We start from the raw sequence: 24832 nt of genomic DNA, 5'->3' as shown, positions 1-24832 counted from the left end.
TGTTTTACAGGTATAATCGCGCGTTTGCGAAAATAGAGGGTATTACGGATGGAGGGCGTTCAGCAAAAATTGCCTTTAGCCGTTGTTCGGGGTGAGCCTTATAAGGTGATGCCGAAAGACCTGTTTATTCCGCCTGAGGCATTAGAGGTTTTTCTTGAATCATTTGAAGGACCGTTAGACCTACTGCTTTATTTAATCCGTAAACAAAAACTTGATGTTGTTGATTTACCTATTTTTTCTATTACTCAGCAGTACTTGGAATACGTGAATCTTTTGCAAGGTGCCAAAGTGGAGCTTGCAGCTGATTACCTTGTTATGGCGGCAACCTTAGCCGAGATTAAATCTCGTTTACTGCTACCAAGACCTGAAGTTGAGGAAGAAGATGAGGAAGATCCACGAGCACAGTTAATTCGTCAGCTTAAAGCGTACGAAGTGATCAAAGATGCTCAAGAGAAGTTGGATGAGTTGCCTAGAATGGAACGCGATGTGTTTCAAGCTAAGGCAATCCCTGCTGCTAATATCAAGCCGGAGTTGTTGCCTCCAGAAGTCTCTTTAACAGAGATAGCGAGAGCATTTTCTTCGGTATTAAAGCGCATTGAAGCCACAGAGAGTCATCATGTTGTACGTGAAGTATTATCAACACGTGAACGTATGGCGCAGATTTTAGCTAAGCTCAACGCTGAGACTTATTTACCCTTTGAAGCTTTGTTTGATTTCGAAGAGGGCCGCAGTGGTGTAGTAGTGAGCTTTTTGGCGTTAATGGAACTAGTTAAAGAGTTGTTGGTTGAGCTTGTACAGGCTGAGCCATTTTCAACAATACATGTTAGGGCGTACTGATTGTCTCAGATAAATCCAGATCAGCTTAAACAGTTAATTGAAGCAAGCCTATTTGTATTGGCTAAGCCTATGACAATTAAAGCGTTAAAAGAGACTGTATTGTCGAACTTTAATGTGTCACGGGTGAAAATCAAAGCATGTATTGAAGAGTTACAGCTCGATTATGAGAATCGAGGTGTACAATTAGTAAAGGTGGCAGGGGGCTATCGGTTTCAGACATTGGCTGAATTGAGTCCATTTTTACAGCCGTTATGGCAAGAAAAAGCCCCTAAGTATTCGCGTGCAACCTTGGAAACATTGGCGGTAATTGCTTATCGTCAGCCTGTTACCCGTGGTGATATTGAGTTTGTGCGAGGAGTGGCAATTAGCAGCCACATTATAAAAAGTTTAAACGATAGAAATTGGATTAAAGTTGTGGGTCATAAAGAGGTGCCGGGAAGACCAGCGCTTTATGCGACAACCACCGATTTTTTAGCTTATTTCGGCTTAGACACTATTGCGGATCTACCGCCTTTGTCTGATCCCGAATCATTGGCTGCACTGTTTTCATCTGAAAAGAGTGTGACCGAAAAAACAGAAGAGTCTACTAATGAGTGAAAAATTGCAGAAAGTCTTGGCCCGTGCAGGCCATGGCTCCCGTCGTGAGATGGAGGCATGGATTGCTGCAGGTCGAGTTAGTGTTGACGGCGAAATTGCAAGCCTAGGTGATCGCGTTGAATCAGACGCAAAAATCCGTATCGATGGCCGTACAGTTTCAATTCGTTCTGAAGAGGATGTGGTTTGTCGTGTTATTGCATACCACAAGCCAGAGGGTGAAATTTGTAGTCGTAAAGACCCAGAAGGACGCCCAACGGTATTTGACCGCTTACCAAAAACTCGCGATTCACGTTGGGTAGCAGTAGGACGTTTGGATATTAATACTTCAGGTTTATTGTTATTCACCTCTGACGGTGAATTAGCAAACCGCTTAATGCACCCATCAAATGAAGTGGAGCGCGAATACGCTGTGCGTACATTTGGTGAAGTGACTGATGCGTGTATTCAACGTTTACGTATGGGCGTAACGTTAGAAGACGGCCCTGCAAACTTTGACAAAGTTAAAGCTGCTGGTGGCGAAGGCATGAATAAGTGGTGGCACGTTAGCTTAGCTGAAGGCCGTAACCGTGAAGTTCGTCGTCTATGGGAATCTCAAGAAGTTCAGGTAAGCCGTCTTATCCGTATTCGTTACGGTATGATTGAGCTACCTAAAGCGCTACCACGTGGTGGTTGGATTGAGTTGCCAATCGAAGAAGTAAACTATCTTCGTAAGACAGCTGGCATGGACGAAGAAACACGTACATTACTTGGCACTGATAAGCACAGTGTTGCGCGTAACAAAGTACGTAGTGCTAAAATTAAGCGCGCTGTACATAAGCATAAAGTTGCTACAGGTAAGCCAAAGCCTACCCGTCAGCGTAGCTAATTGCTAACCCGCTCATCGACGAATCGATAAGCATTAGAAAGGCCGCTAACTAGCGGCCTTTTTTGTACCTATTGCTCGATACTAAGCTAATTGCGATTACTGAGCGTTCAGTTGCTGACCATTGACTTCTTTAGAGTCATCACCCATTAGATACAGATAAGTCGCCATGATTTCATCAGGTGCCTTAAGTGTCTGAGGATTTTCAGCAGGGTAGGCATTTGCGCGCATGCCGGTTCGTGTTGCACCTGGGTTGATGCTGTTAACACGGATAACAGTATCTTCGTATTCGTGAGCTAATGATTGCATCATGCCTTCGGTAGCAAACTTTGAAATAGCATATTCGCCCCAGTAAGCTCGACCTTGGCGACCAACACTGCTAGAGGTAAACAGTAAAGATGCAGATTCAGATTTGCGCATGATTGGCAACATAGCCTTGGTTAGCATGATTTCTGCAATCACATTAACCTGCATAACTTCATTTACCGTGCTCATGGTAATGTGCTCAAACGGGCCCAATACGCCTAGCAGGCTTGCATTGTGCAATAAGCCATCTAACTTGCCGAACTGCTCTTCAATGGTGTCAGCCATATCTTTATAGTTTTGTTCGGTTGCGCCTTTCAAATCGAGAGGCACAATAGCAGGGGTAGGGTAACCAGCTTGCTCAATTAGGTCATAAACTGCTTCTAGTTTTTTTACTGTCTTGCCTAATAAGATCACCGTGGCGCCATGTTTTGCATAAGCAATCGCTGCTGCTTTACCTATGCCGTCACCTGCACCGGTCACTAAAATGGTCTTGTCTTTGAGTAAATCTTTTGCTGCTTGATATTCCAACATGAGTTAATACTTCCTCAGAGCTCAAACGCCCGTCACTTCTAGAATCGCTGATATGATAAACAGCTGTTTAAAACAAACGATTAATTTTTGTCCGCTCAATTGGTGGTTGAATGTGACAAAAATGTAGCTAACTCAATAATTTTGCGTTAACTTGAACTTAGTTAAGGACTAACAATAAGTCCTATTGGTATACATTGTTGACTATTGTGACCAATTTCTTAGTGAAAACAAAATTATTACAACAAGATTTGGGGAAAAAAGATGAAAAAACTCTTTTTGGGCGTAGCAATCACCTCAGCATTGGGGCTCACGGCTTGTAGCGAAGACAGTTATAACGAATTAGTAGACAAAACTGAGCCTCTGGTTCCTCAGTCTGTGTTTGTTTTTGATCCTGCAGCGGGTGCTGTGCCGCTACCAAACGATTTATTGTTTAACGGTACTACCGATGGCACGTTAGCTATTCCTGGTGAAGAGTCTGGCGATTATGTTGATCCGCAAATCGCGCTTGGTGCATTAGATGGTTGGTCACTGACATCACCTATTACTATCGACGTTGCACCAGCAACCGACAACGATGGCGCAGTATTAACGATTGATGCGGCGTCTGTGGCGCAACCGGGTGCGGTGCGTGTATTTGAAGCGACCGTAGGCGGTGCGCTTTCATCGGATCCTGAATGTAGCGGAGCACCTTCAGTATCTGCTTGTAAAGTGGGTGATGAATTGCAATTCGGCGTTGATTACGTCTCTCAAGCTTCTGGTAACAAAGTGGCAATTATTCCGCTTAAGCCTTTAAAAGCCGGTCAGTCATATATTTATGCGACCACAACACTTATCCAAGATTCTGCTGGCCGTCCTATCGCGCCATCTGCAACTTACGGGTTATTAAAGCTTGATATTGAAACTAAGCCACTAGAAACACCTGATCAGTTGTTCTTACAAACGTTAGTAAACAGCTACGAAAAAGGTATGGCTGCTGCAGGTGGTCCAAGCACTGAAGAAGTGACTTACTCAGGCCTGTTTACCACTCAGTCAGTTGCTGACGTATATGAAACCACCAAACTATTAATGGTTGACCCAACAGACGGCAACCCTTATGCGCCTAAATTAACGGCAATGCCAACACCATTGGGTGTCACAGTCGCTCAAGCTGCAGGTTTAACCCCTGCTGATGGTTTGGCTTATGTGGTTTCAGATTTAGCAGACGTTTATGCTGCTGAAATTCAAGTGCCTATTTACGGCGACTGTTCATCGACAAGTTGTTTAGATGCTAATTTAAATCCGTTAATCAATGGTCACTGGAAAGCGCAAGGCGATAGCCCTGTTTCAGTGTTATTAGCATTAGAAGCACAAACGCTAAGCCAAGCCAATTATTTCTCCCAAGCAGAGGCGCAAGGCGTTGATCCTGTTGCGGGTCTAACTAATCCTGCATTACTAGCGGGAAAAACTTGGTTATTAGACGACGGTACACCTGCTGATCCAACTAAGCATCTAACTAAGTTTAATCCTATTCCTGCAATTAAGGGATACGAGAAAGTCGCCGTACAAATTACTCTACCTAATGCCGTCAAACTTGCCGGTTTTTATCAGCAGCAAGGTCTACCATTTACCGCACCAACTAACGGCTGGCCAACAACCATTGCTATGCATGGTCTAGGTGGTGGTAAAGAGATGGCTCTTGCTTATGCTGGTACTTACGCAGCATCGGGTATTGCCACTATATCAATTGATATGCCACTGCATGGTGCGCGCTCATTTGACGCCAACGGTGATGGTATTTATGAAGTGTCAGCGACAGATCCTAGCTATGGTGCTGTTGTCGGTACACCAGATGCCTTTAAAAATGGTAATCCACTAGCCTTTGTAAATATTGCTAGCACCTTGACGGTGCGTGACAACTTCCGCCAAGCAACGGTTGACCATTTAGCGTTGCGTGCGGCTTTAACAGGTTTATACCTAGGTCTTGCACAAGCTCAGCAGCCGCAGATTTTTGATATCAGTAAAATCAGTGCTCAAGGGTTAAGTTTAGGTGGTATTGTTGGGACAACATTCTCTAACTATGCATCTACCGGTCTTCGGGACCCAGCAAGTGGAACTGAGCTACCGAATGCTTATGTTGTAAATGCAGCTTCTCTAGTAGCACCAGCTGGTGGCCTAGCGGGGGCATTTGCTGGTTCACCAACTTTTGGCCCTGTATTGTTTGACACGATAGTGGCAACTGAGTCGTTCCAGGCGTTGGTTGACGAAGCTAATGTGAATGATGCTGAGCCTGGGAGTGATGAATACAACGCAATTGTTGCAGCAGTTTACGCTGAATTTATCCCGACTTTCGCATTTGCAGTACAAACAGCATTTGATAGCGCGGATCCAATTAACCACGCAGTATCACTTGCTAATACGCAATTACCGGTTCATTTAATCGAAGTCGTTGGTGATGCAACTAATAAACCAGATCAGGTATTACCAAATACGGTTGAAGGTTTCCCACTGTCAGGCACAGAGCCTTTGATTACTAACCTTGGTCTTAAGTGTATCGACAGTACTGAAGCAGGTTCTGGTGCAGTACGCTTTAGCAAAGGTCACCATAGCTCAATTGTTAGTCCTGATGAGATTGAAGGTGTAACTGATGGTATGGCTGCACAAGCGACAGTTGAAATGCAGCAAGAAGTCGCCGCATTTGCCCTTACAGCGGGTAAAGGCTCAGCCACTATCTTAGTGCAAGACAGCAGCGTGTTACAAAGCTGCCCATAGGCAAGTTGAGTTAATTGATATAGCCAATTTTGTGCAAAAAAAGACCCAGCGAAAGCTGGGTTTTTTATTGGCATGTTTTATTACTAAATAGGCTGGTAGAATAGCTCGCAATTGAAGAGATAGATTTGGTTAAGCTGGAGAATATTTTGGAATTTCTGTACGAGTACGGTTTATTTTTGGCAAAGGCTGTCACTATCGTCGTGGCTATTTTGGCCGTAGTGATTGTAGTGCTTGCCTCAACCATTAAGCACAAGACCGATAAAGGCGAGCTTAAACTGACAAATCTAAGCGATAACTTAAAATCACTTAAGCATGATTTGAAAGAAGAGCTGTTATCTAAGAAAGCATTTAAGGCTTATGAAAAGCAATTGAAAGCTGATGAGAAAACCAAAGAAAAAGAACAAAAGGATAAGGTTGAAGAAGCGGAGCCTAAAGTTTTTGTTGTTGATTTTAAAGGTAGTATTGACGCAGGTGAAGTGGCGTCACTACGCGAAGAAATCAGTGCGATTTTAGCTATTGCAGAAAAGGGCGATGAAGTTATCGTTAATGTTGAAAGCGGTGGCGGAATGGTTCATGGCTATGGCTTGGCATCTAGCCAGCTTGACCGTTTAAGACAAGCTGAGATCCCACTTAGCATCTGCGTTGATAAAGTGGCTGCCAGTGGCGGTTACATGATGGCTTGTGTAGCCAACAAGATTTACTCTGCGCCATTTGCAATCGTTGGTTCAATTGGCGTTGTTGCTCAAGTGCCTAACTTTAATCGTTTACTGAAAAAGCACGATATTGATTACGAGCAGCATACTGCAGGCGACTTTAAGCGTACCTTAACCATCTTTGGTGAAAATACTGATGAAGGTCGTGAAAAGTTCCAAAAAGAGCTTGAAGAGACCCATGTACTCTTTAAGGAGTTCATTGCTAAATACCGTCCAGAGTTAGATCTTGAAAAAGTGGCAACAGGCGAGCATTGGTATGGTCAACAGGCGATTGAATTAGGTTTAGTCGATGAGATCTCAACAAGTGATGATGTCATCATGAAACTTGCCAATGAGCGCACAGTTATTAAAGTGAGCTACCAGCTTAAGAAAAAGCTATCAGACAAAATTGCCCATGGCGCATCTTTGTCTTTCAATGCGATTTTCAATAAATTCGCAGAGAAAAACCAGCCGCTTAAATAATAAAGCTTTTTTAGAGAGCAGGTTTTAGAGAACAGGTTTCAGCAAGCTAGTTTTACAATAAAAAGACCTGCCTAGTGCAGGTTTTTTTATGAGTGTTATTTAGCGTTGCTAAATTAACTCGTTTACTCGACCTGCTCCATAACTGATTATTGGACAGGAATCATTTAGATTCAAAGCTCTTAAAGTGATGACTCTCATTAGGGGAAGTATGAAAAGTCGATATACGGTAATGACTTAATAATGGGCTAAAAATAGTTTGCTAAAATGTTGAGGAACGAAACAGTAAACTGTTTTTAGTCCTTATTTATTAGCTTGTTATACGTTTTTTCTACGACCTATAAACAACTTCATTGCGCCACCAAAAGACAATCCTGCAACTAGGCAAATTAGAATTTGAGTAACTATATATTTTGACGTTACATCACCACTGATGATTTTAGGTAATGACATAAAACAAAACATTAATGTGCCATAAATAAGCCCCATTTTTAACCAAGAAGTATTTTTAGCTGTTATTGGTTCTAAATCTTTATTTTTAAGGAATTGATTCTTTTTAAAATTACGCCACTTTGACTTTAAAGGACGACGAAACCAACCCCAAAGAGGAAAAGTAACAGCTAATAAAACAAGGCTAGTCAGGTTCCAAATACACGGAATAATGTTTTCACAATTAGGGCAGAATAAACCAAACCAATTTTTAAACCCTCTTTGTTTAGCCCACAATGAACCGTTATGAATTGTGTTGCAATGAGGGCAAGGAACATATTGCCTTTCCATTAGCGGAGCATCGCTAGTTTTGTCTATCAATGTTATTTTTGGTATGCGTTGACCAAGGATTAGTTCGTTAAAAGCTAACCCCGGATTTAATATCCAGTGTAATAACATTGGATGAGGTAACTTCCATATTTTGTATTTGTTTTTATCAAAATCCATTTAAGATTACTCCATAGCCTAGAAACGTATAACAGCTTATTATCTAGCTGCTCAATAATCTTTCGGCTAAAATCCAACTTAGCAGCAACTTGATGTAGAGATCTCTACAATCTTTTACCAATAATGGTAAATTCAATAAGTTATCAAAAAACCAGAAGTTTATCGAACATAATTTACTCGATTTTTGCTCACTTTACTCACAAGTCATCAACGTACAATTATAACTATTTATCTATCTAGTACTTTAAAGTCAGATCTGAGTGCCCAAGACTTTAGAAAATACAAGGTGCTATTGCAGTTCTCCGGTGCGAAAATTTCTCTCGCTAGCTAATTTTGAGGCATTTCTAATTTAGAAACCAATCATCTTAGCCCAATGAGTACACAAATTACCCCTTGTAGATACGGACGTGACCGTCCATGATCTGGTGAGTGATAACTCAGTTATCAAGCTTTCGAACGAGAGGCAGGATGCCGAACTGACTTTTTAGCAAGTATGCTATTCGTCATGACCGAGCTACCTGGGACCCTGTCTTTCACAAAGAAATGCAGCGTGTCACGGCAGCGTCTGCACATAAGGTCGTTCATTCACATCTGATCCATAGGGATATGGTAAATGTCAGTATGATGTAGGGAACATCATTGACCATGTGATCACGACATTCGAACGTCCTGTCCATCACCCGCTGCAGGCGATTGATAACTCAAGAGCATCGATTTAATACTCACAACCATTTAACACCGAGTAAAACAAAAGGTAAATCAGCCTTCATTCGAAGGCTAACTCACTTTGGGACATTTTTAACTAAGAAATAAAACAATTCTGCGCCTAGAGTGCGCCAATTATCGAGTGCTGCGTCTGGCTGCAGTATCTGCACATCACCCGCTGTAGGCGATTAATACCATTAACTTGGCAAGTTTAGACTCGCTTCCCCGTAACACCGATCAAAAAATGCAACCAACCTTCATTCCAAGGCAACAATAATTTTTAAGCTTAAATTAATAAAAGGCTATTAATTCTTATTTAGATCCGCTAAAAATATTATTACCGTTCATCAGTTATTGAGTGTAATGCAACAAGCCTGTAGCTATAAGCCAAATATGAGAGTAGGGGACCAATCGTATCCTTCCTATGAGCTAAAAAATTTAGTTAACTATTTAGCGCGAAACTATGCGACTGAGCAGGTTGAGAAGCTCTATAGCGATATTGGTATTGGAGAAACTGAACTGCAGCTCAGTGAATTTGTTTATGTGTGGCAGGTCGATTATGCCATGAGTTTTATCCGCCATTTGAGCCAAGACCCAGAAGTGGCTGCAAAGGCAGCTAGCTGTTATCGGGTAGTTGAACTTGATGTGTTGCAGCCTTATTTGGCGACGTTTGCCACATTAGGCGACTGTTTGCAGTTTGCTATTTCTCATCCAGAACTTGTTGGTAGTTTCTCCGACACGCTACTCAGAAATGATGATGGCAATTTACATGTACGTTGGCTAAATACTAATAAAGTCGATACAGAACGCTACAGTTGTCAGTTTCAACACAGTATTTGTTCTTTATTAGCTTTCGCCAACGAGCTAACTGGTAAAGCGATTCAATTAAACCATATTTCTCTTGCGGAGCCAGTTAGAAACGCTGAGTTTTTAGCGATGAAAACAGGCACTGAAGTGCAGTTTACTTGTGGATTTTTTGAATGGTCAATTAGCCATGACTATCTTGCTTTACCCATAACTTATCAATTTGAACAGCAGATAGATAGTGGCAGGCTTGATAGCGAACAGTCTTATATTTCAGAAGTGCTTAACCAGCTTAGGCTACAAGCTCCTGAGTTACCAAGTATGGAAGCTATGGCTGAAAAGCAAAATATTAGCGCTAGAACTCTGAGGCGAAAACTCGCCAATGCGAATACCAGTTATCAAAAGTTGGTTGACCAAGTTCGTTGTCAAATGGCGATTGATTTGATTTTAACCAGCGATTATTCAATCGAGGCGATTTCTGATCTGATGGGCTTTGGTGAGGTTAGCCATTTCCGGCAGAGCTTTAAACATTGGATTGGTCACCCGCCAGGTCATTTTCATCGATTAAATCGTCCTTTAATTTCAGAAAGTCATTGCCATAAATACTGGGCATAAAGTTTACGATAAGCATCAAGTATGCCTCATCAATGACCTGCGCTATTTGGTTACGGTTTCTTGAATACAACTTATTACTGCTGACAATTACCTAATGCCGACTCCATTTGGTCAATCCACTTTTCTATCAACGCAACTGCATCACTATGGGCAATACTGCGACCAATAGGCGGCATTCTGTCTTTGGCGTTGTTCAATTCTTGTCTGTACACCAAAATCGAATGATCACCGTCGCCAGGAATAATATCGTAAGACAAGCCGCGCTCACCACCATCCCAGCCGGGAGGCTGTTTACAAATCCCGTATTCAAAGCGGGTGTGGTCGACATAAAACCCAAGCCTTAAGCCTGAGATACTGGCAAAGCCTTGTGGGTTATGGCAATGGGCGCAGTTCACATCTAAATAGCCTTTTGCTCTGGCGGTAAGCGGCGCCGAGTCATCAAAAATATCGTAGGTTTTACCAACTTGATTAAGCTGTGGTAAACCTTGCAGTAGTCCTTGCTGTTGCCATAGTTGCAACTGGTTGATTTGACTACCTTGATGGCTAACATCTCTATTGAGCAGATGTGCTTTTAGGCCGATGGGCTCAATTTGACTGCTATCGCCACTGGTTTGATGGCATAACTTACATTCAGCGCGGCTAGGAACATGATAATCAAACTGTTGGCTTTGCCCTTTATGGTTAAGTGTATGGGGAATATCTTTGCCAACGACTTGCAGACTTGCTTCTCCGTCTTGCCAGATATAGGGCAATGTCGTCCAGCCGGTGTCTCGATGAATGAGCAGGCGAGTTTCAATTAATACTTCGTTATTCGCGCCGCTCACTTGAGTATCAAAGGGCAGGGAGAAGGTTTTTACCAATACTGTGCCCACAGGCATGTTGAATGTATCGGTGGCATCAAAGCCGATGGTTTGGTTTGTTGGGACAAATATAAAGCGGTGTTTACTGGCATAGTTAGAAAATAACGCTGTTGAGAGTTGGTAGCTTAACCCCGGCGATGTTGGCGAGCTGGTGGGAATAGAAGGGTCGATAAACAGTCCATATTGCGCTAAAGACTGACAATCTTCATTCATCAGTGCATCCCAATTAACTTCAGTGGTGGTGGCCTCACAACTAGATGATGGATCAGGTGAGGGGGTAGGGTTTGGGGTAACCGCCGGCGCTTGGTGATCAGGTGTTGTTTGTGCTTGCTCATCGGAGCCACCGCAGCCGACTAATAGGTAAATTGTAATAATGAACAAAACTGTGCGCATGGGTTTTCCCCTATTTTTGGTGTTTTAGGGTTAAAAAAGGCCGGCATGTGCCGGCCTTAGGTCGATAAAGCGATTAAAAGAATCCGCTATTAGTTGGAGCAGCTTGCTTCAGGTAGACGTTTAATCCATTCATTAATGAGTGCAACACCTTCAGCGTGAGATAAGCTTCGGCCGATCTCAGGCATTCTGTCACCTGGGTCGTTAGATTCCATTCTAAAGTGCAGAATCGACTCCTCTGGCTTACCCGGTACGATATCAAACCCTAACGAGCCACCACCATAAGCCACAGGTGATTTACAAGTACCATGTGAAAGACCGGCATCTTCAGCATATGAGCGCCAGTATTCAAGCTTTAAGCCAGTGTTAGACGCGTTACCTTCTGGGCGGTGACAATGGGCGCAGTTAATGTCTAAATAACCTTTGGCTGCTTTCATTAGCTCTGTGTCTGAAAGCTGTGCAATACTGGTTTCATCACCGTCATTGTATGCTGGAACCGTATCTATGCTGGTTACATCAGGTACACCTTGTAAAATACCCGCTGCTTGCCACTTTAATAACTGATTCATGCTACCGTCGTTATAGGCGTAATCTTTATTAAGATTGCGCGCTTTAGGGCCAATAGGCACAAATTTAGCCGGGCTGTCAGCGTCAGGTTTATACTGGTGGCACTGTTTACATTGGTTCATGCTTGGCACGACATAATCAAAGGCAAAGTCATCGCCATTGTGCATCACACTCTTGGCTTGAATGGCACCGGCTTTGGCTAGAACCGCATCAGACTTTTCAGCGTTCCAGACATAAGGCAGCGCTGTCCAGCCTGTTTCACGGTTAATAAGCAAACGAGTTTCAATTAGGTCCTCATTAGCAAGGCCGCGCATACTGGTATCAGCCGGCAACGCAAATGATTTAACGATGACAGTGCCGACAGGGAAGTCCATTGACTCGGTTGCAGAGTAATCCGCTTTAGTGCCTTCAGGCACAAATACATAACGATATTTACTTGAGTAGTCAGTAAATAATGGCGTATTTAAGTCATAAGGTAGTCCACCAGAGTGTGGTGCATTGGTTGGATCCTTCATGTCTGCAAATAGGTTGTAGTCAGACAGATTTGGACAGTTTGCTTTGAGTAGCGCATCCCATGAGGCATTTGAACCTTCAGCCTTACACAAGCTTAAGTCGCCATCGCCCTCAAGACCCCCTTCACCTTCGCCAATGGTGCCGCCGCCACCCACTAGATTACCGCCGTCACAACCTGCTGTGTCATCATCGACACCACAACCAAAGATCTGATCGCCAAAGGTGACAGTATGCACTGGCAAGCTGACTTGTTGACAGTTCATGATATCGGTCTGGTTTTTTTCAAGCAGGAACTCTGGGCTATTGGTATCGGTATTATCATTGGCATATAAGCGACCAAATGACACATCACCATTGTCGGTTGCACAGATATTGTCACTGCCGTCATCGGCAAATGGCAGTTCTTGTAAGCCTAAATATGCCGCGGTGCCATTATTTGATAGCAGTTCTCCAAGACCATCGTATAACACTCCCGGGAACTGACCGTGGGTAAAGAGGTAACCTTTAATAATGTCATCAATTAGGTAACCATTAGGCTTTTGGCCATAGCCTTCAATTTTGTTGCCATGCATATAAATATTGCGCGGCGTTGGGCGCCAGCCATCTGCTATCGGTTGTCCTGGTTGACCATAGTTAGCCACAAAAGCCGAAATATCGGGCTCGGCAATAAAGAAGCTCGAAATAGTGACAGCCATAGTATCGTGATTAGTGATCTCATTATTAAAGATCTCCACATCGTCGGTAGACAGGATAATCATACCTGTGCCCGGTGGCACAATGTGAACGCCTGCTGGGTTGGCGGAAGCGTTAGCAAAGTTTTTGGTGTTGTTGTCGTAAATTTTGTTATTGAAAATACGTACGCTTGAGCCGTATCTATGGTTACCAATAGGTAAGTCAAACACTAAAATACCACCAGTATTGCCCATGGCCTCGTTGTCATATACATCGGCGTATTTTGAGTTTTCAATTTCAATACCTGCCACGTTCTCTTTGGCGATATTGCGGCGCACGACAATGTACTCAGACTGACCCACATAAATACCGGCATCGGCACTACCACGGACATAGGTATCTTCAATGAGAATGTTTTCACATTCAACAGGGTATAGACCGTAAGCACCGTTGCCTTCGTCAAGCTCACCTTCCCAAACTGTTGCTAGGCGACGCAGGATAATACCATTGGTATTTTTAAGCTTGATGCCGTTGTTTTTAGCTTCGTTAACCGACAAGTCTTGAATAATAATGTTCATGGCATTTTGCACAAAAATACCGTCGCCTGAGTTGGCATTTGAGAAGTCTAAAACAGTCTCATCCATGCCATAACCCATAATGGTGACGTTTTTAGCGTAGCTGCCATCGCCGTCAACATCGCCGTCAAATAGCAGTGTTGATTCGATTTCAAAGTTACCTTTAGGCAACACGATGACATCACCACTTTGGGCATTAATGAGTGCTTCTTGAATGCGCATAGTGAGGTTGTCACCCTCCTGAACCATAATGGCGCCTTCGGGAAAGTTGTTCTCAGGTTGTGGATCTGGCACTACCACTGCGGGCGTATCGTCTACCACTGATTTATCATCGTCTGATGAACAAGCCCCCAAGCTTATTGCAACAGCGCTGGCAATCAAAGTTGGCATTAGCCAAGTCGGTTTCTTGTTGAGCATAGCGTCTCCAAAATTATTTTTATTATGCGACTCCTAGATTGCACTGGCGTACAAGATAAGCAATGTGAAATGTGGACAACAATTATTTAACAAGTTGTTATCTTGAGTGTTTGTGTTGAGGTTTAAACGAGGTGATTGGGCTTAAGTATTGAAATTTAGATTGAACTCGATAAGTTTCAAACGCCTGTATTGATTCGCTATGTCTGATAAAAAGTGAGGTTATTTTAGCGGCGGTATGACGGTATCGCGCTTTGCTCGAAAAGACGTGGGCGGGAATAGGAGGATAGAGAGTAAAATCCCCACCGATTAAGGCAGGGATTTTATTTTAACGCGTGCCAGTCGCTATTTACATAGCGAGTCATGCTTAGATATCGATACCGAAACCAATAATAAATTGATAGTCATCTTGCTCTGGGATCAATCCGCTGGCATCAGCCTGTGGGTTATTGATGTGATCCCAAACGAATGACAGATCAAGGTCAAACATGCTGGTTAATTCAATCTCTAATGTGGCAATAGCATGGTGAGTATATCCACCTGACTGTTCATTACCGTATTGCACGCGGTATAACGTATTGAAATCGATGTCACTGGTAATTTCAGTGTCAAAAGCAGTTTCAATGACCATAGCGGCACTGCCATCATCGGTTTCTTCGCCAGCGGCTACTTCATCGAACTTAGTATAGGTATAAGCCGGATTACCACTGATGCTCCATTCTGTTTTTGAGTTATCAATGATGTTGTAACCCAAACCCGAACCGACTGTCGCTCGATACTCAATGTTTGAGAATGGATCTTTGTAGATCTCAGCAAAGATAGGTCTCACATAGAACTGCTTCGAGATAAACCAGTCAAAGTTAGTGTTGATACGATGATTGTTAATGCGGCTATCACCGTCAGTCTTAGAGTAATTACCGATGTAATCAAGATTAAAGCGTGATTCAGTGGTACGACGAATCGTCTTAGCTAATGCGCTGTAATCGATTTGGTCGGTGTTACCGCTGCGAAAGTTTGCACCTAAGGTGATCTTGCTTGACCAGTAATTAGCTTCTGATTGATCGCCAGCAATAATGGTCATGATTTGCGTGTTATCAAACTCTTCACCATTAATGTACGATTTACCATTTTCAACCAGTAAACGGCCCGTTTTAGTACTTAGATCGGTAAAACCAATACTGACAATGCCACTACTTTGTAGCACTTTAACGTCTTCCCAGTCGATATAGACAGTATCGAGCTCATCACTTTCAAACTCTAACTTGTCATCATAAAGGTTTTTAATTTCGCCCTTTAATAGCTCAAGTGAAGTGAGTTGCAGCCAATCGTACTTAGCGTCCGCTGGCGGATATAGATCGGCTGGCGTAAGTGCTTGTTGAGAGGTAGCTGGTGTCGTGATAACCGCTTCTGCTGACATCGCAGAACCAGAATAAACGGCTGCGAGACAGGTCGCAGCGATAAGTGTATAGCGCATGTGGTATTCCATTAAGCTTCCCTTGAAAAGCGATTCCTTTGGCTGACTTTATTTTTAGCCGGTCAGCTTTAATTAAGGTGTAAATATGCTATTCAAGGTTTGAGTATTAAACAACGGTGCAATGATTTAAGCGGCGATTATAAAGCTTGCTCAAACCATGGCAACATAAACTCGGCAATTATTATCTGCGCTTTTTGATTTGGGTGAATGCCATCTCGTTGCATTAATGATGGGTCGATGACAATTTGCTCCATAAAAAATGGCATCAAGGTGACGTCATGTTCAGTGGCTAAATCTTTATATACCGTATTAATCTGTGAAGCGTATCTTGGACCGTAATTAGGTGGCACCATAATCTCACTTAATAACACTTTTACCTGTTGTGCTTTAGCTAGCTCAATGATTTTTGTAAGATTGTTTTTCAATTGTTTTGGTGGGAACCCGCGAAGTCCATCATTACCGCCAAGTTCTATCAATAATATTTTTGGCTGAGCAGATTCAAGCAGGGCGGGCAGTCTGCGTAATCCGCCGGCCGATGTTTCGCCGCTAACTGAGCCATTAATGATTGAGCTATTTGGCATTTTCTCTCGTAGTAATTGTACCCAGCCTTGATTTTCAGGCATGCCATAACTTGCACTTAGGCTATCACCTAGGATTAATATAGGGGTAGCACTCAGCCCAAAACTGCTGAAAACCAATAATAAGACCAAACCGCGAAGTCGGTTTTTAACGTTGAAGAAGGATTCTATGTCTGAAAATAGCGCCATTACCGTAAGCCACCTAGTTAAATCAGTTGTTACTCAAGAGGGAGAACTGACTATCCTCAACGGCATTAATATGGATGTCAAGCAAGGAGAGAGTGTGGCGATCCTCGGACCATCGGGTTCAGGTAAGTCAACGTTATTAGGTTTGTTAGCTGCACTTGACTCACCAAGCAGCGGTTCAATCAAACTTGACGGTGTTGCACTTGAAACACTTAATGAAGAGTCTAAAGCGTCCCTGCGCAAACAAAAAGTCAGCTTTATTTTTCAATCTTTTATGTTAGTCGACACCTTAAACGCCCTTGAGAACGTGATGCTGCCAGCGGAACTCGCTGGGATTGCAAAGGCGAAAGACAAAGCCCAAGCTATGCTCGAACGGGTTGGACTAAGCCATCGTTTAACCCACTTTCCTAATCAACTTTCCGGTGGCGAACAACAACGCGTGGCGATTGCCAGAGCGTTTATTTGCGAGCCTAAAGTGTTATTTGCCGATGAGCCGACAGGTAACCTTGATTCAGCCAATAGCGACAAGATTGCCGATATGCTGTTTGAGCTTAATCGTGAAAGTGACACGACCTTAGTGCTGGTCACTCACGATATGGAGCTTGCCAGCCGCTGTCAGCGACAATTCATTATGGACTCGGGCTGCTTAAGCGAAAAAATGGCTGTGCAAGATGTTGAGCAGAAGGCAGAGGAAAGTGATGAGGTAACGGGCGAGGCGCGCGCATGGAGTTAAGTTTAGCGTGGAGATTGTTTAAAAGGGAGTTATCCCAAGGCCAATTGGTGTTGATTATTTTGGCGATAACCTTGGCTGTGCTGTCTGTGACCGGTCTTGCCAGTGTCAGTGAGCGCTTGCAGCTGGCGATTAACGGCCAAGCCTCAAAGTTTATCGCAGCTGACCGCATCATTGATTCCCCCAATGCAATAGACCCCAAGGTGCTGCAGTTAGCCGATGATAACGGCTTGTCTCGTGTCAGTAGCATGCAATTTAATTCGATGCTTTATGCCGGTGATGCGTTTCAGCTGGTGACGGTCAGAGCGGTTGAACAAGGTTATCCGTTAAAAGGCGATATTGAGCTTAGCAGTGGTAAGGCCGAAGGCTTACCTAGCGAGAATAATATTTGGTTTGAAACTCGTTTAGGCGGCTTGTTAGGTTACCCAGAGCAAATTGAGCTGGGTAATGCCAAATTTGGCTTATCGAAAGAGATTATTCGTTTGCCGGATGCTGGCTTTAATCCGTTTGCCTCATCGCCGGTTGTGTTGATGCGCATAGAAGACGTGGCTAAAACTGAAGTGATTCAACCTGGCAGCCGGGTGACATACCGTTATCAGTTTGCAGGTGATGCGACCGCGCTTAAAGATTTTGAAGCACAAGCTAAGCCGTTGCTAAATACCAGCCAGCGTTGGGTAGATGTGCAATCGGGTGATTCACCTATTGCGGAAGCGGTAAAGCGCGCGGAGCGTTTCTTATTGCTGGCAAGCTTATTAGGTATTGCACTTGCCTGCGCGGCAATAGGCATTGCGGCGCAGCGTTACTGTCAGCGTCATTATGACGTGGTCGCCATGCTTAAAACCTTTGGCGCGTCGGCAAAACAGATCCGCGTGCTATTTGGTATGCACTTATTGTTAGTGACTGCCGTTGGTGTGGTACTTGGGCTTATTGGTGGCTTTGCCTTAGATAGAGGCATTACCGCATTTTTACCGGCAGAAATTGCCGCTTATACGCCGCCAATGCTGCGGCCGATTATGCTGGGCTTAGGCACCGGCTTTATAAGTGCATTTATGTTTTCGGCCTATCCGCTCATGCGCTTATTGGCTATTCCGCCATTACGTGTATTGCAAAGGCAGCTTGAAGGCATACAGCTGGGAATGTGGCTGCACTTAGTGCTGAGTTTAGGGGCGATGGCGCTATTGGGTTATCTGTACTCGCAAAGCCTTGCGTTAACCTTAACCGTGGTCGCTGCTGTTCTTTTGTTAGGCGTACTATTAAGTGTGCTTGGCTTCTTTATGATCCGTCTTGGCCACAGCGTGGGCATGAAAACCACCAATCCATTGCAGTTAGCATTGGCAGGGCTTAGACGCCGCGCCAAACAAAATGCGGTGCAGCTGGTGGGCTTTAGTAGTGCATTGGTGTTGCTATTGACTATTTTTGCTCTTAGACAAGATTTACTTAATGAGTGGCAAAAACAGTTACCGGAAAACTCGCCAAACTATTTCTTAGTCAATATTGCGCCAGAAGAAACCCAGCCAATTAGTGAGTTTTTAGCGCCGCATCTAAAGTCTGCGCCGATTATTTACCCTGTAGTACGTGGACGATTGACCGCAATTAACGCAGAGGTGTTAATTTCACGCGATCAGCAACAAGAGGGCGTTGAGGGCAGAGTGGGGATCTCCCGCGAGTTAAACCTCACTTACCGCAACAGCATGCCACCCAATAACGATTTGTTAGAAGGTGAGTTTAACCAAGACAAGTATGACGTTTCAGTTGAGTCGGGCGTAGCTGAGCGCTTAGGGTTAGCGCTAGGTGATAAATTAACTTACACCATCGATAACCAAAGCCTGACGGTGAATGTAGCCAGTATTCGTGCGGTGCATTGGGAAACACTACAACCCAACTTCTTTATGATCTTTACTCAAGAGGCATTAGCGCCGTTTGCTTATACTTCGATGTCGAGCTTTCATCTTGATGACTCGCAGCGAGGATTGATTTTAGAGTTAATCAAACAGTTCCCAACAGTATCGATTATTGATGTTGGCGCTATGGTGAGTCAGCTTAGGCAGATTATTGATCAAGTTTCTTTATCTCTGTCATTGGTCCTAGTCTTGGTATTACTGGCAAGTGCCTTAGTGATGATTGCACAAACTGAAGCAGGGATGGCGACAAGGCAGCGAGAGTTGGCGGTATTGCGTACCTTTGGTGCCTCTGGCTGGTTACTACGCGCAGCAACAGGGCTTGAATTTGCGCTACTTGGTACCATTGCCGGCATTTTGGCGGTAATCGTTGCCGAGTTTACGCTTTACCTACTTAAAACGCAGGTGTTTGAGTTAAACGTGTATATGCATTGGCCTTGGTGGGGTATTGCGCCGCTTTGTGGTGGACTGGTTGTGGCGACTTTAGGTATTTGGCGCTGCAGACAATTGCTGAGCAAGTCATGTGGTGAGCTGCTTAAAGGGCATTAGTTACCCATAACAAATTGAGCACGAATCAAAAAAGGATAACGCTGGGCGTTATCCTTTTTGTTTTTAGCTCTAAACCACCTACTTTAGTAGGTGGTTATCATCAATTAGGCTTTGCCTGAAGTACGTTCAATGGCATTGCGGAGTAAGGCAATATTTAACGACTTATAAGCACGCTGACATTTTTTGAAAGAAAGGGTCCATGGAGGTGAGTTTAGCATCCATGCGATAGACGGCTTATAAATTCATTTAAACATAGCTGATTAACTCAGTGTTACGTGAGCTTTGCTATTAGTGCGGTACAAGCTTCTAAATCAGGGGGGATTTAGTAGAGCCTATAGGGATATATTTACGGCGTCTTGTTAACGCACGGTAGGAAAGCTCCCTTTTAGGGAGTTCGTTTAATAAGGGCTAGCAAAGCCACCTTCTTCAGAAGGTGGATCTTTTACTTTAGTCATCTGCTGATTAATAGGTCAGTCGCCTAATATCTCCGCTAATGCGGGCGCAAGCTCTGGGTATTGATACACAAAGCCCGCTGCTAATGCGCGTCTTGGTGTGACGTATTGACCTTCGATGAGTAACGATGACATCTCACCTAAAGCAAGCTTTAACGCAAATGTCGGGGCGGGAATACAAGCTGGGCGATTGACGGCTTTGCCAAGTGCCTGAGTAAAGGTTTTATTGCTGACAGGGTTGGGCGCAGTGCCGTTATAAACACCTTCGCAGTCAGCATGATGAGTTAAATGGCTGATAAGTGCGATAAGATCTGCCTGATGGATCCAGCTCATTCCCTGTTGCCCGTTACCAATGGGCCCACCGAGGCCCAATTTAAATGCCGGTAACATTTTGGCTAGCGCACCGCCGTGGCGGCCTAATACCAAACCTATGCGGACAATACACACCCGTGTTTGCTCGCTCTGGGCTTTTAAGGCTTCATCTTCCCAGCGGCGACAGACTTGATGGGTAAATTCGGCTTGGGTCTGTTGGCTAACTTCAAAGCTCTCATCGATAGGTTGTAGCTTTTGATCGCCGTAATATCCAATGGCTGATGCGCTGATAAATGTGTGCGGTGGTGTATCGCTTTGCTCGATTAAACTGCTTAGTTTGCTGGTGAGATCCCAGCGGCTTTGGCAAATAGCCTGCTTTTGTTGTTCGCTCCAGCGTTTTCCTGCAATGGGTTCGCCGGCTAAATTGATAACGGAGTCAAAGTCATTGAGGTGAGTGAGCTTGTCTATTGATGCTAGATACTGGTGTGAGGCGCCCAATCGTTTTTCTGCTGCCTCAACTGAGCGGCTTAAAATCGTTAGTTGGTGTTTTTCTTTTAAGGCGTTAACCAGTTGCGTACCAATAAATCCGCTGGCGCCAGTTATTAATATGTTCATAGGCTCAAACTCAGAGATTATAAAATAGATGATTATCAGTACGCTATGGCTGACCTATTGGATCGACTGTTTTTGATAACACAGCTCTAGCGACACTGAATCGGCAAAACGTAATGCATGGGGCTTATCGATTTCTACTTTAGCAAAGTCGACCCAATCATGCTCACTGGCAATACTCAACACTTGACTGGTTAAGTTTTCCAGTAAAGAAAAACGGTTGTTTTCAACTAAAGCAATGATCTTTTTCGTAATCGTGCGATAATTCAGAGCATCATCCATATTGTCACTGTTTCTGGCTTTATTTGCACAGTAATGAATAACAGTATTAATGGTGACATCTTGCTTATTTTGAATTTCGTCTTCTTTAATGCCAATGTAAGTACGTAACCTTAGGTTCTTAATGCGGATCACGGCGATTTCTGGTTTCATAAAAAACGATGTCCCTGTTGTAGTTCATGTTAGAAGCAGTTTATATAACCCTATCAATATTATAGTGAATCAAGAAGGACTTTATTGTAATGACTCGATTCGAGAATCAAGGGGTAGCTTTTAAAGGCTTCGCCATTTCCGCATTTATTGTGGTCATTTTGGCAGGCATTAAAGCAGCTAGCCCTATTGTTGTGCCGTTTGTATTATCAGTATTTATTGCGGTGATCTGTAATCCGATGATCAGTTGGATGACACGTCATCGTACACCACGCGGTTTGGCTGTATTGCTGTTGATGGTATTTATTGTGTTAATGGGCTTGTGGTTGGCCTCAGTGGTTGGCACTTCAATTAATGAATTCTCCAAGCAACTACCTTTTTATCGTGACCAATTAATCGATCAGTTTTCTTGGATTGTAGAAAAGCTAGCGGCGTTTAATATTCAAATCTCCAAAGAACAGATTTTGGCATATTTCGACCCAGGTGTTGCGCTGTCGATGACAACTAACATGCTGTCTGGCGTCGGCAGTGTAATGGCTAATCTGTTTTTGATTATTTTGACAGTGGTGTTCATGTTGTTTGAATCAAATGGTTTTTCAACCAAGATGCACCTTGCACTAGACGATCCTGATATGCGCTTAAAGCAAGTGGATCGTTTCTTACATTCTGTAAACCAGTACATGGTGATTAAGACATTAGTCAGCTTAGCAACCGGTAGCATAATTGGCGTTGGTTTGTATTTTATTGGTGTCGATTACGCATTGTTATGGGGCGTGATTGCGTTTTTGTTTAACTATATCCCCAATATCGGTTCAATTATTGCTGCTATTCCGTCGGTGCTATTAGCCTTTATTCAATTAGGCCCTGGGGCTGCTGGTGGTGTGGCATTACTTTACCTTGGTACTAATACGGTTATGGGTAACGCTGTTGAGCCAAGATACATGGGTAAAGGTTTAGGTTTATCGACATTGGTGGTGTTCTTGTCGTTAATTTTCTGGGGCTGGTTATTAGGCTCTGTGGGCATGTTGTTATCTGTACCTTTGACTATGATTGTGAAAATCGCCCTTGAGTCTAGCTCGGGTGGACGTTGGTTAGCGGTGCTGCTTGGTGATGATGTATCTGAGGAGCAATTACAAGAAGCCAAAATGAGCGCGACCGCAGCATTAGAGAGTACATCGCTAACGCATTCTGATGTAGATCAATCTGCAGCAGCGAGCGAGCAGCAAGACAGTAATCAGTTAAAAAATAGTGAAAAGTGAGCTTGATGCAGTTATTTATTGAAGCAGTAAAACAGGTAGAGTTTCCACAAGATGTTACGCGTTTATTTCACGGGCGAGGCGAGCGTTTTGTTGGCTGTGAGCATTTGTGTATGGATTGGTTTGCGCCTGTGGTGCTGTTAACCAGTTTTAAAGTACTAGAAACTTCAGAGCTCAACAGTTTATGCGAAGCTATTGAGCAGCGCTGGCTTGAAGTAAAAGGTGATGAGCCATTAAATTTGGTATTCCAGTACCGTCGTGGCGGTGAAACACACACTGAGATCCTAAAGGGTGAGGTGCCTGAAAAGCACATTGTGACTGAAAATGGTGCTTGTTTTCAAGTGCATCTATTACGCGGCCAGAATCATGGTTTGTTCTTGGATATGGCAAATGGTCGCCAGTGGGTGCGTGAAAACAGCGCGCATAAAAAAGTGTTGAATCTATTTGCTTATACCTGTGGCTTCTCGGTTGCTGCTCTGCAAGGTAAAGCCGATGAAGTAGTTAATATCGATATGAGTAAAGGTGCTTTATCCATCGGTAAGCAAAACCACATTCTGAATGATTTTAAAGCCGGGGCGCGCTTTTTAGGCCATGACATTTTTAAGTCTTGGGGTAAGTTAACCAAGCTTGGGCCTTATGAGCTAATCGTTGCCGATCCGCCAAGTAATCAAAAGGGCAGTTTTGTTGCCACTAAAGATTATGCTCGATTACTAAAACGTTTGCCTGAGTTATTAACCGATGATGGTGATATGTTACTGTGCCTTAATGCACCAGAATTGAGTATTGATTTCTTAATGCAGCAGGTTGAGGAGTACAGCCCAAGCTTGGTTTTTTGTGAGCAACTGGCTAACCCTGCAGTGTTTGAAGATGTCGATCCTAATAAAGCGTTAAAAGTGCTTAGGTACCGCAAGCAAGCACTGTGCTAGTTTTTAGAAAGTAGCGATAGGCCAAACAAGATGTTTGGCCTTTTTTATGCCTGTTTTGTGCTAAATAAGCCTATCTATAACCTAATGGGGTGAGGTAAAGGGCGAAAAGTGGAACGGTTAGTATAATATTTGAACACAAAAAAGTAGGCTGTTAAGCGTAAAAGTGAATATTAAACTGAAAGCCTTTCACTTCTGGTAACCGTTATTGATGCTTTTTAGAGGGTTTTAGGTGTTTTTTGCTGTTTTTTTAGAATAATAGTGAAAGTTTTCTGTAAGTGCTGCTGACGAACTGTTATACTCCGAATTAAGAACTATGCATATTTGGCATATTTTTGAAAAAAGGCTAAATGTCACACTTTTGATGACATGCCTCTTTACCCTACACCTTAATCAAAGATCCGGAGTCGTTATGGAAATTCAGGAATATGAAGGCGCATATTACCAACTACAAGATGAGATGTTAGAGTCTCTACCAGTTGAAATGGATGAAGAAGCGTTTTTAGATTAAGGAAAATTGCTAAGAACTCAGTTATAGCGTGGAACACGACAAACTGTAACTAGAGTCTTAAGACAAAATAGCAACCTAAGGGTTGCTATTTTTTGTTGGTTTGTCGCTAAACTAGCATAAGAAACCGTCACCATATTGATTGGTATAAGATAGGTAACGCCTGCTCACTGTAATACTTTTGATCGTGCAAGTGGGTGCAATATTGACAGCGGATGATTGATAATAAGGTTTAGCCGTTCACTTGCCGCTTTTCTGGCATTATTTCGACAATTATCCAGTTACCGTTGCGCTTATTTAGGCGTAATGTTCTATCGTCCACCCAATGCTGTCCGCCACGTAGGCCTTTCATTTTTACAATAACAGTTACATCGTCTGTAAACTTACGAAAGAAATCAATATCAATTTCGTCAACCTCAAGCTCTACGTGAGCCATCGATAAATTGAGCATGTTGCGTTGCACCGCAGCAGCAATATAGTAATGACCGAGGAGCTCTTTTAAAGGTTCGTCAACGTAAAATTTTGCTTTCTCGATATCTTTGTCATTATAGACTGCGTTAAGAAAGCCTAGAGACGATAATTCAGGAGTTCGAAGGGAAGGCTTAGCATCAGCGCTAATATCTTTACTAGCGTTCTCTGATGGATTACAAGCAGAAAGGCCGAAACAAGTAATAATCAAAATGACAATTTTAATCATGTTTTCATTAATTAAGAATTTTACTCAGTATCACGATTATCAAGGGCTAACGCAAGAAAATCAGCTTAGATCTTATCTAAAGCTTGACCTAAAAGAAGATCTGAGGCATATCTGTATGGATGAC

General features: G+C 43.3%; 19 protein-coding genes. 10 read left to right on the top strand and 9 right to left on the bottom strand.

What is annotated here, in order from left to right:
* Nucleotides 1-48: 48 nt before the first annotated feature.
* The 3 genes from L2747_RS16815 to rluB are packed head-to-tail and all read left to right on the top strand — an operon-like array spanning nucleotide 49 to nucleotide 2299.
* Nucleotides 49-837, top strand: a complete 789-nt coding sequence (locus tag L2747_RS16815; protein WP_249000163.1) for a segregation and condensation protein A — start codon at nucleotides 49-51, stop codon at nucleotides 835-837.
* Nucleotides 838-1434 carry an SMC-Scp complex subunit ScpB gene (gene scpB / locus L2747_RS16810; RefSeq protein ID WP_249000162.1) on the top strand — a complete coding sequence of 199 codons (597 nt, stop codon included), beginning with the start codon at nucleotides 838-840 and terminating at the stop codon, nucleotides 1432-1434.
* On the top strand, nucleotides 1427-2299 hold the full coding sequence (rluB, locus tag L2747_RS16805; RefSeq protein ID WP_220759543.1) for a 23S rRNA pseudouridine(2605) synthase RluB: 873 nt from the start codon (nucleotides 1427-1429) through the stop codon (nucleotides 2297-2299). The genes scpB and rluB overlap by 8 nt, the downstream gene beginning before the upstream one ends.
* Nucleotides 2300-2395: 96 nt before the next feature.
* On the opposite strand, the gene L2747_RS16800 is transcribed toward rluB, so the two are convergent.
* Nucleotides 2396-3133, bottom strand: a complete 738-nt coding sequence (locus tag L2747_RS16800) for a YciK family oxidoreductase (RefSeq protein WP_249000161.1) — start codon at nucleotides 3131-3133, stop codon at nucleotides 2396-2398.
* 261 nt (nucleotides 3134-3394) lie between these two features.
* Between L2747_RS16800 and L2747_RS16795 the strand changes: the two genes are divergently transcribed.
* Both L2747_RS16795 and sohB read left to right on the top strand, forming a co-directional pair.
* Nucleotides 3395-5881 carry a VolA/Pla-1 family phospholipase gene (locus L2747_RS16795; protein ID WP_249000160.1) on the top strand — a complete coding sequence of 829 codons (2487 nt, stop codon included), beginning with the start codon at nucleotides 3395-3397 and terminating at the stop codon, nucleotides 5879-5881.
* Nucleotides 5882-6027: 146 nt separating this feature from the next.
* On the top strand, nucleotides 6028-7056 hold the full coding sequence (gene sohB, locus L2747_RS16790; RefSeq protein ID WP_249000159.1) for a protease SohB: 1029 nt from the start codon (nucleotides 6028-6030) through the stop codon (nucleotides 7054-7056).
* Between the two features lie 315 nt (nucleotides 7057-7371).
* Here the strand turns inward: sohB and L2747_RS16785 are convergent, their stop codons facing one another.
* Nucleotides 7372-7989, bottom strand: coding sequence for a hypothetical protein (locus L2747_RS16785; RefSeq protein ID WP_249000158.1), 618 nt, complete (start codon nucleotides 7987-7989; stop codon nucleotides 7372-7374).
* A 1098-nt stretch (nucleotides 7990-9087) separates the two neighbouring features.
* On the opposite strand from L2747_RS16785, the gene L2747_RS16780 reads away from it, so the two are divergent.
* Nucleotides 9088-10113 carry a helix-turn-helix domain-containing protein gene (locus L2747_RS16780; RefSeq protein WP_346347790.1) on the top strand — a complete coding sequence of 342 codons (1026 nt, stop codon included), beginning with the start codon at nucleotides 9088-9090 and terminating at the stop codon, nucleotides 10111-10113.
* Between the two features lie 74 nt (nucleotides 10114-10187).
* On the opposite strand, the gene L2747_RS16775 is transcribed toward L2747_RS16780, so the two are convergent.
* From L2747_RS16775 to L2747_RS16760, 4 genes are all read right to left on the bottom strand, one after another.
* Entirely contained in the window at nucleotides 10188-11366 is a 1179-nt protein-coding gene (locus tag L2747_RS16775) for an SO2930 family diheme c-type cytochrome (RefSeq protein WP_249000156.1), read from the bottom strand.
* 89 nt (nucleotides 11367-11455) lie between these two features.
* Nucleotides 11456-14107, bottom strand: a complete 2652-nt coding sequence (locus L2747_RS16770; protein WP_249000155.1) for a parallel beta-helix domain-containing protein — start codon at nucleotides 14105-14107, stop codon at nucleotides 11456-11458.
* A 364-nt stretch (nucleotides 14108-14471) separates the two neighbouring features.
* Entirely contained in the window at nucleotides 14472-15590 is a 1119-nt protein-coding gene (locus L2747_RS16765; RefSeq protein ID WP_249000154.1) for a DUF481 domain-containing protein, read from the bottom strand.
* Nucleotides 15591-15715: 125 nt separating this feature from the next.
* Entirely contained in the window at nucleotides 15716-16345 is a 630-nt protein-coding gene (locus L2747_RS16760) for an arylesterase (RefSeq protein ID WP_246616226.1), read from the bottom strand.
* Between L2747_RS16760 and L2747_RS16755 the strand changes: the two genes are divergently transcribed.
* Together L2747_RS16755 and L2747_RS16750 are read left to right on the top strand one after the other, a co-directional pair.
* Nucleotides 16326-17075 (top strand): ABC transporter ATP-binding protein, encoded by a 750-nt coding sequence (locus L2747_RS16755; RefSeq protein WP_249000153.1) that lies wholly within the window; start codon nucleotides 16326-16328, stop codon nucleotides 17073-17075. The two genes, L2747_RS16760 and L2747_RS16755, sit on opposite strands and share 20 nt — an antisense overlap.
* Nucleotides 17066-19519, top strand: coding sequence for an ABC transporter permease (locus tag L2747_RS16750; protein ID WP_249000152.1), 2454 nt, complete (start codon nucleotides 17066-17068; stop codon nucleotides 19517-19519). Before L2747_RS16755 ends, L2747_RS16750 begins: the two co-directional genes overlap by 10 nt.
* Nucleotides 19520-19989: 470 nt before the next feature.
* Here L2747_RS16750 and L2747_RS16745 read toward each other — a convergent pair whose 3' ends face one another.
* Nucleotides 19990-20898 (bottom strand): TIGR01777 family oxidoreductase, encoded by a 909-nt coding sequence (locus L2747_RS16745; RefSeq protein WP_249000151.1) that lies wholly within the window; start codon nucleotides 20896-20898, stop codon nucleotides 19990-19992.
* Nucleotides 20899-20952: 54 nt separating this feature from the next.
* Complete coding sequence (gene folX, locus L2747_RS16740) at nucleotides 20953-21327, bottom strand: dihydroneopterin triphosphate 2'-epimerase (RefSeq protein ID WP_249000150.1); 375 nt, start codon at nucleotides 21325-21327, stop codon at nucleotides 20953-20955.
* An 89-nt stretch (nucleotides 21328-21416) separates the two neighbouring features.
* Here folX and L2747_RS16735 point away from each other — a divergent pair, with 89 nt between their 5' ends.
* Together L2747_RS16735 and L2747_RS16730 are read left to right on the top strand one after the other, a co-directional pair.
* Nucleotides 21417-22583, top strand: a complete 1167-nt coding sequence (locus tag L2747_RS16735) for an AI-2E family transporter (protein ID WP_249000149.1) — start codon at nucleotides 21417-21419, stop codon at nucleotides 22581-22583.
* 5 nt (nucleotides 22584-22588) lie between these two features.
* The gene (locus tag L2747_RS16730; protein ID WP_249000148.1) at nucleotides 22589-23506 is read left to right on the top strand and encodes a class I SAM-dependent methyltransferase; all 918 of its coding nucleotides are present in this window, start codon (nucleotides 22589-22591) and stop codon (nucleotides 23504-23506) included.
* Between the two features lie 737 nt (nucleotides 23507-24243).
* Here the strand turns inward: L2747_RS16730 and L2747_RS16725 are convergent.
* A complete protein-coding gene (locus L2747_RS16725; RefSeq protein WP_249000147.1) occupies nucleotides 24244-24708 on the bottom strand; it encodes a hypothetical protein in 465 nt (154 codons plus the stop codon).
* Between the last annotated feature and the right edge of the window lie 124 nt (nucleotides 24709-24832).

It is taken from the genome of Shewanella marinintestina (assembly GCF_023283845.1).
Taxonomy (GTDB): domain Bacteria; phylum Pseudomonadota; class Gammaproteobacteria; order Enterobacterales; family Shewanellaceae; genus Shewanella; species Shewanella marinintestina.
Note: the sequence above shows the minus strand (reverse complement) of the source record. Positions and strands in the feature narration are given on the sequence as shown.

Bases quoted from the DNA above. Each gene is read 5' to 3' on its own strand.
- L2747_RS16815 (WP_249000163.1), top strand. From the start codon at position 49: ATGGAGGGCGTTCAGCAAAAATTGCCTTTAGCCGTTGTTCGGGGTGAG.
- rluB (WP_220759543.1), top strand. From the start codon at position 1,427: ATGAGTGAAAAATTGCAGAAAGTCTTGGCCCGTGCAGGCCATGGCTCC.
- L2747_RS16800 (WP_249000161.1), bottom strand. From the start codon at position 3,133: ATGTTGGAATATCAAGCAGCAAAAGATTTACTCAAAGACAAGACCATT.
- L2747_RS16795 (WP_249000160.1), top strand. From the start codon at position 3,395: ATGAAAAAACTCTTTTTGGGCGTAGCAATCACCTCAGCATTGGGGCTC.
- L2747_RS16785 (WP_249000158.1), bottom strand. From the start codon at position 7,989: ATGGATTTTGATAAAAACAAATACAAAATATGGAAGTTACCTCATCCA.
- L2747_RS16780 (WP_346347790.1), top strand. From the start codon at position 9,088: ATGAGAGTAGGGGACCAATCGTATCCTTCCTATGAGCTAAAAAATTTA.
- L2747_RS16775 (WP_249000156.1), bottom strand. From the start codon at position 11,366: ATGCGCACAGTTTTGTTCATTATTACAATTTACCTATTAGTCGGCTGC.
- L2747_RS16770 (WP_249000155.1), bottom strand. From the start codon at position 14,107: ATGCTCAACAAGAAACCGACTTGGCTAATGCCAACTTTGATTGCCAGC.
- L2747_RS16765 (WP_249000154.1), bottom strand. From the start codon at position 15,590: ATGGAATACCACATGCGCTATACACTTATCGCTGCGACCTGTCTCGCA.
- L2747_RS16755 (WP_249000153.1), top strand. From the start codon at position 16,326: ATGTCTGAAAATAGCGCCATTACCGTAAGCCACCTAGTTAAATCAGTT.
- L2747_RS16760 (WP_246616226.1), bottom strand. From the start codon at position 16,345: ATGGCGCTATTTTCAGACATAGAATCCTTCTTCAACGTTAAAAACCGA.
- L2747_RS16750 (WP_249000152.1), top strand. From the start codon at position 17,066: ATGGAGTTAAGTTTAGCGTGGAGATTGTTTAAAAGGGAGTTATCCCAA.
- L2747_RS16745 (WP_249000151.1), bottom strand. From the start codon at position 20,898: ATGAACATATTAATAACTGGCGCCAGCGGATTTATTGGTACGCAACTG.
- folX (WP_249000150.1), bottom strand. From the start codon at position 21,327: ATGAAACCAGAAATCGCCGTGATCCGCATTAAGAACCTAAGGTTACGT.
- L2747_RS16735 (WP_249000149.1), top strand. From the start codon at position 21,417: ATGACTCGATTCGAGAATCAAGGGGTAGCTTTTAAAGGCTTCGCCATT.
- L2747_RS16730 (WP_249000148.1), top strand. From the start codon at position 22,589: ATGCAGTTATTTATTGAAGCAGTAAAACAGGTAGAGTTTCCACAAGAT.
- L2747_RS16725 (WP_249000147.1), bottom strand. From the start codon at position 24,708: ATGATTAAAATTGTCATTTTGATTATTACTTGTTTCGGCCTTTCTGCT.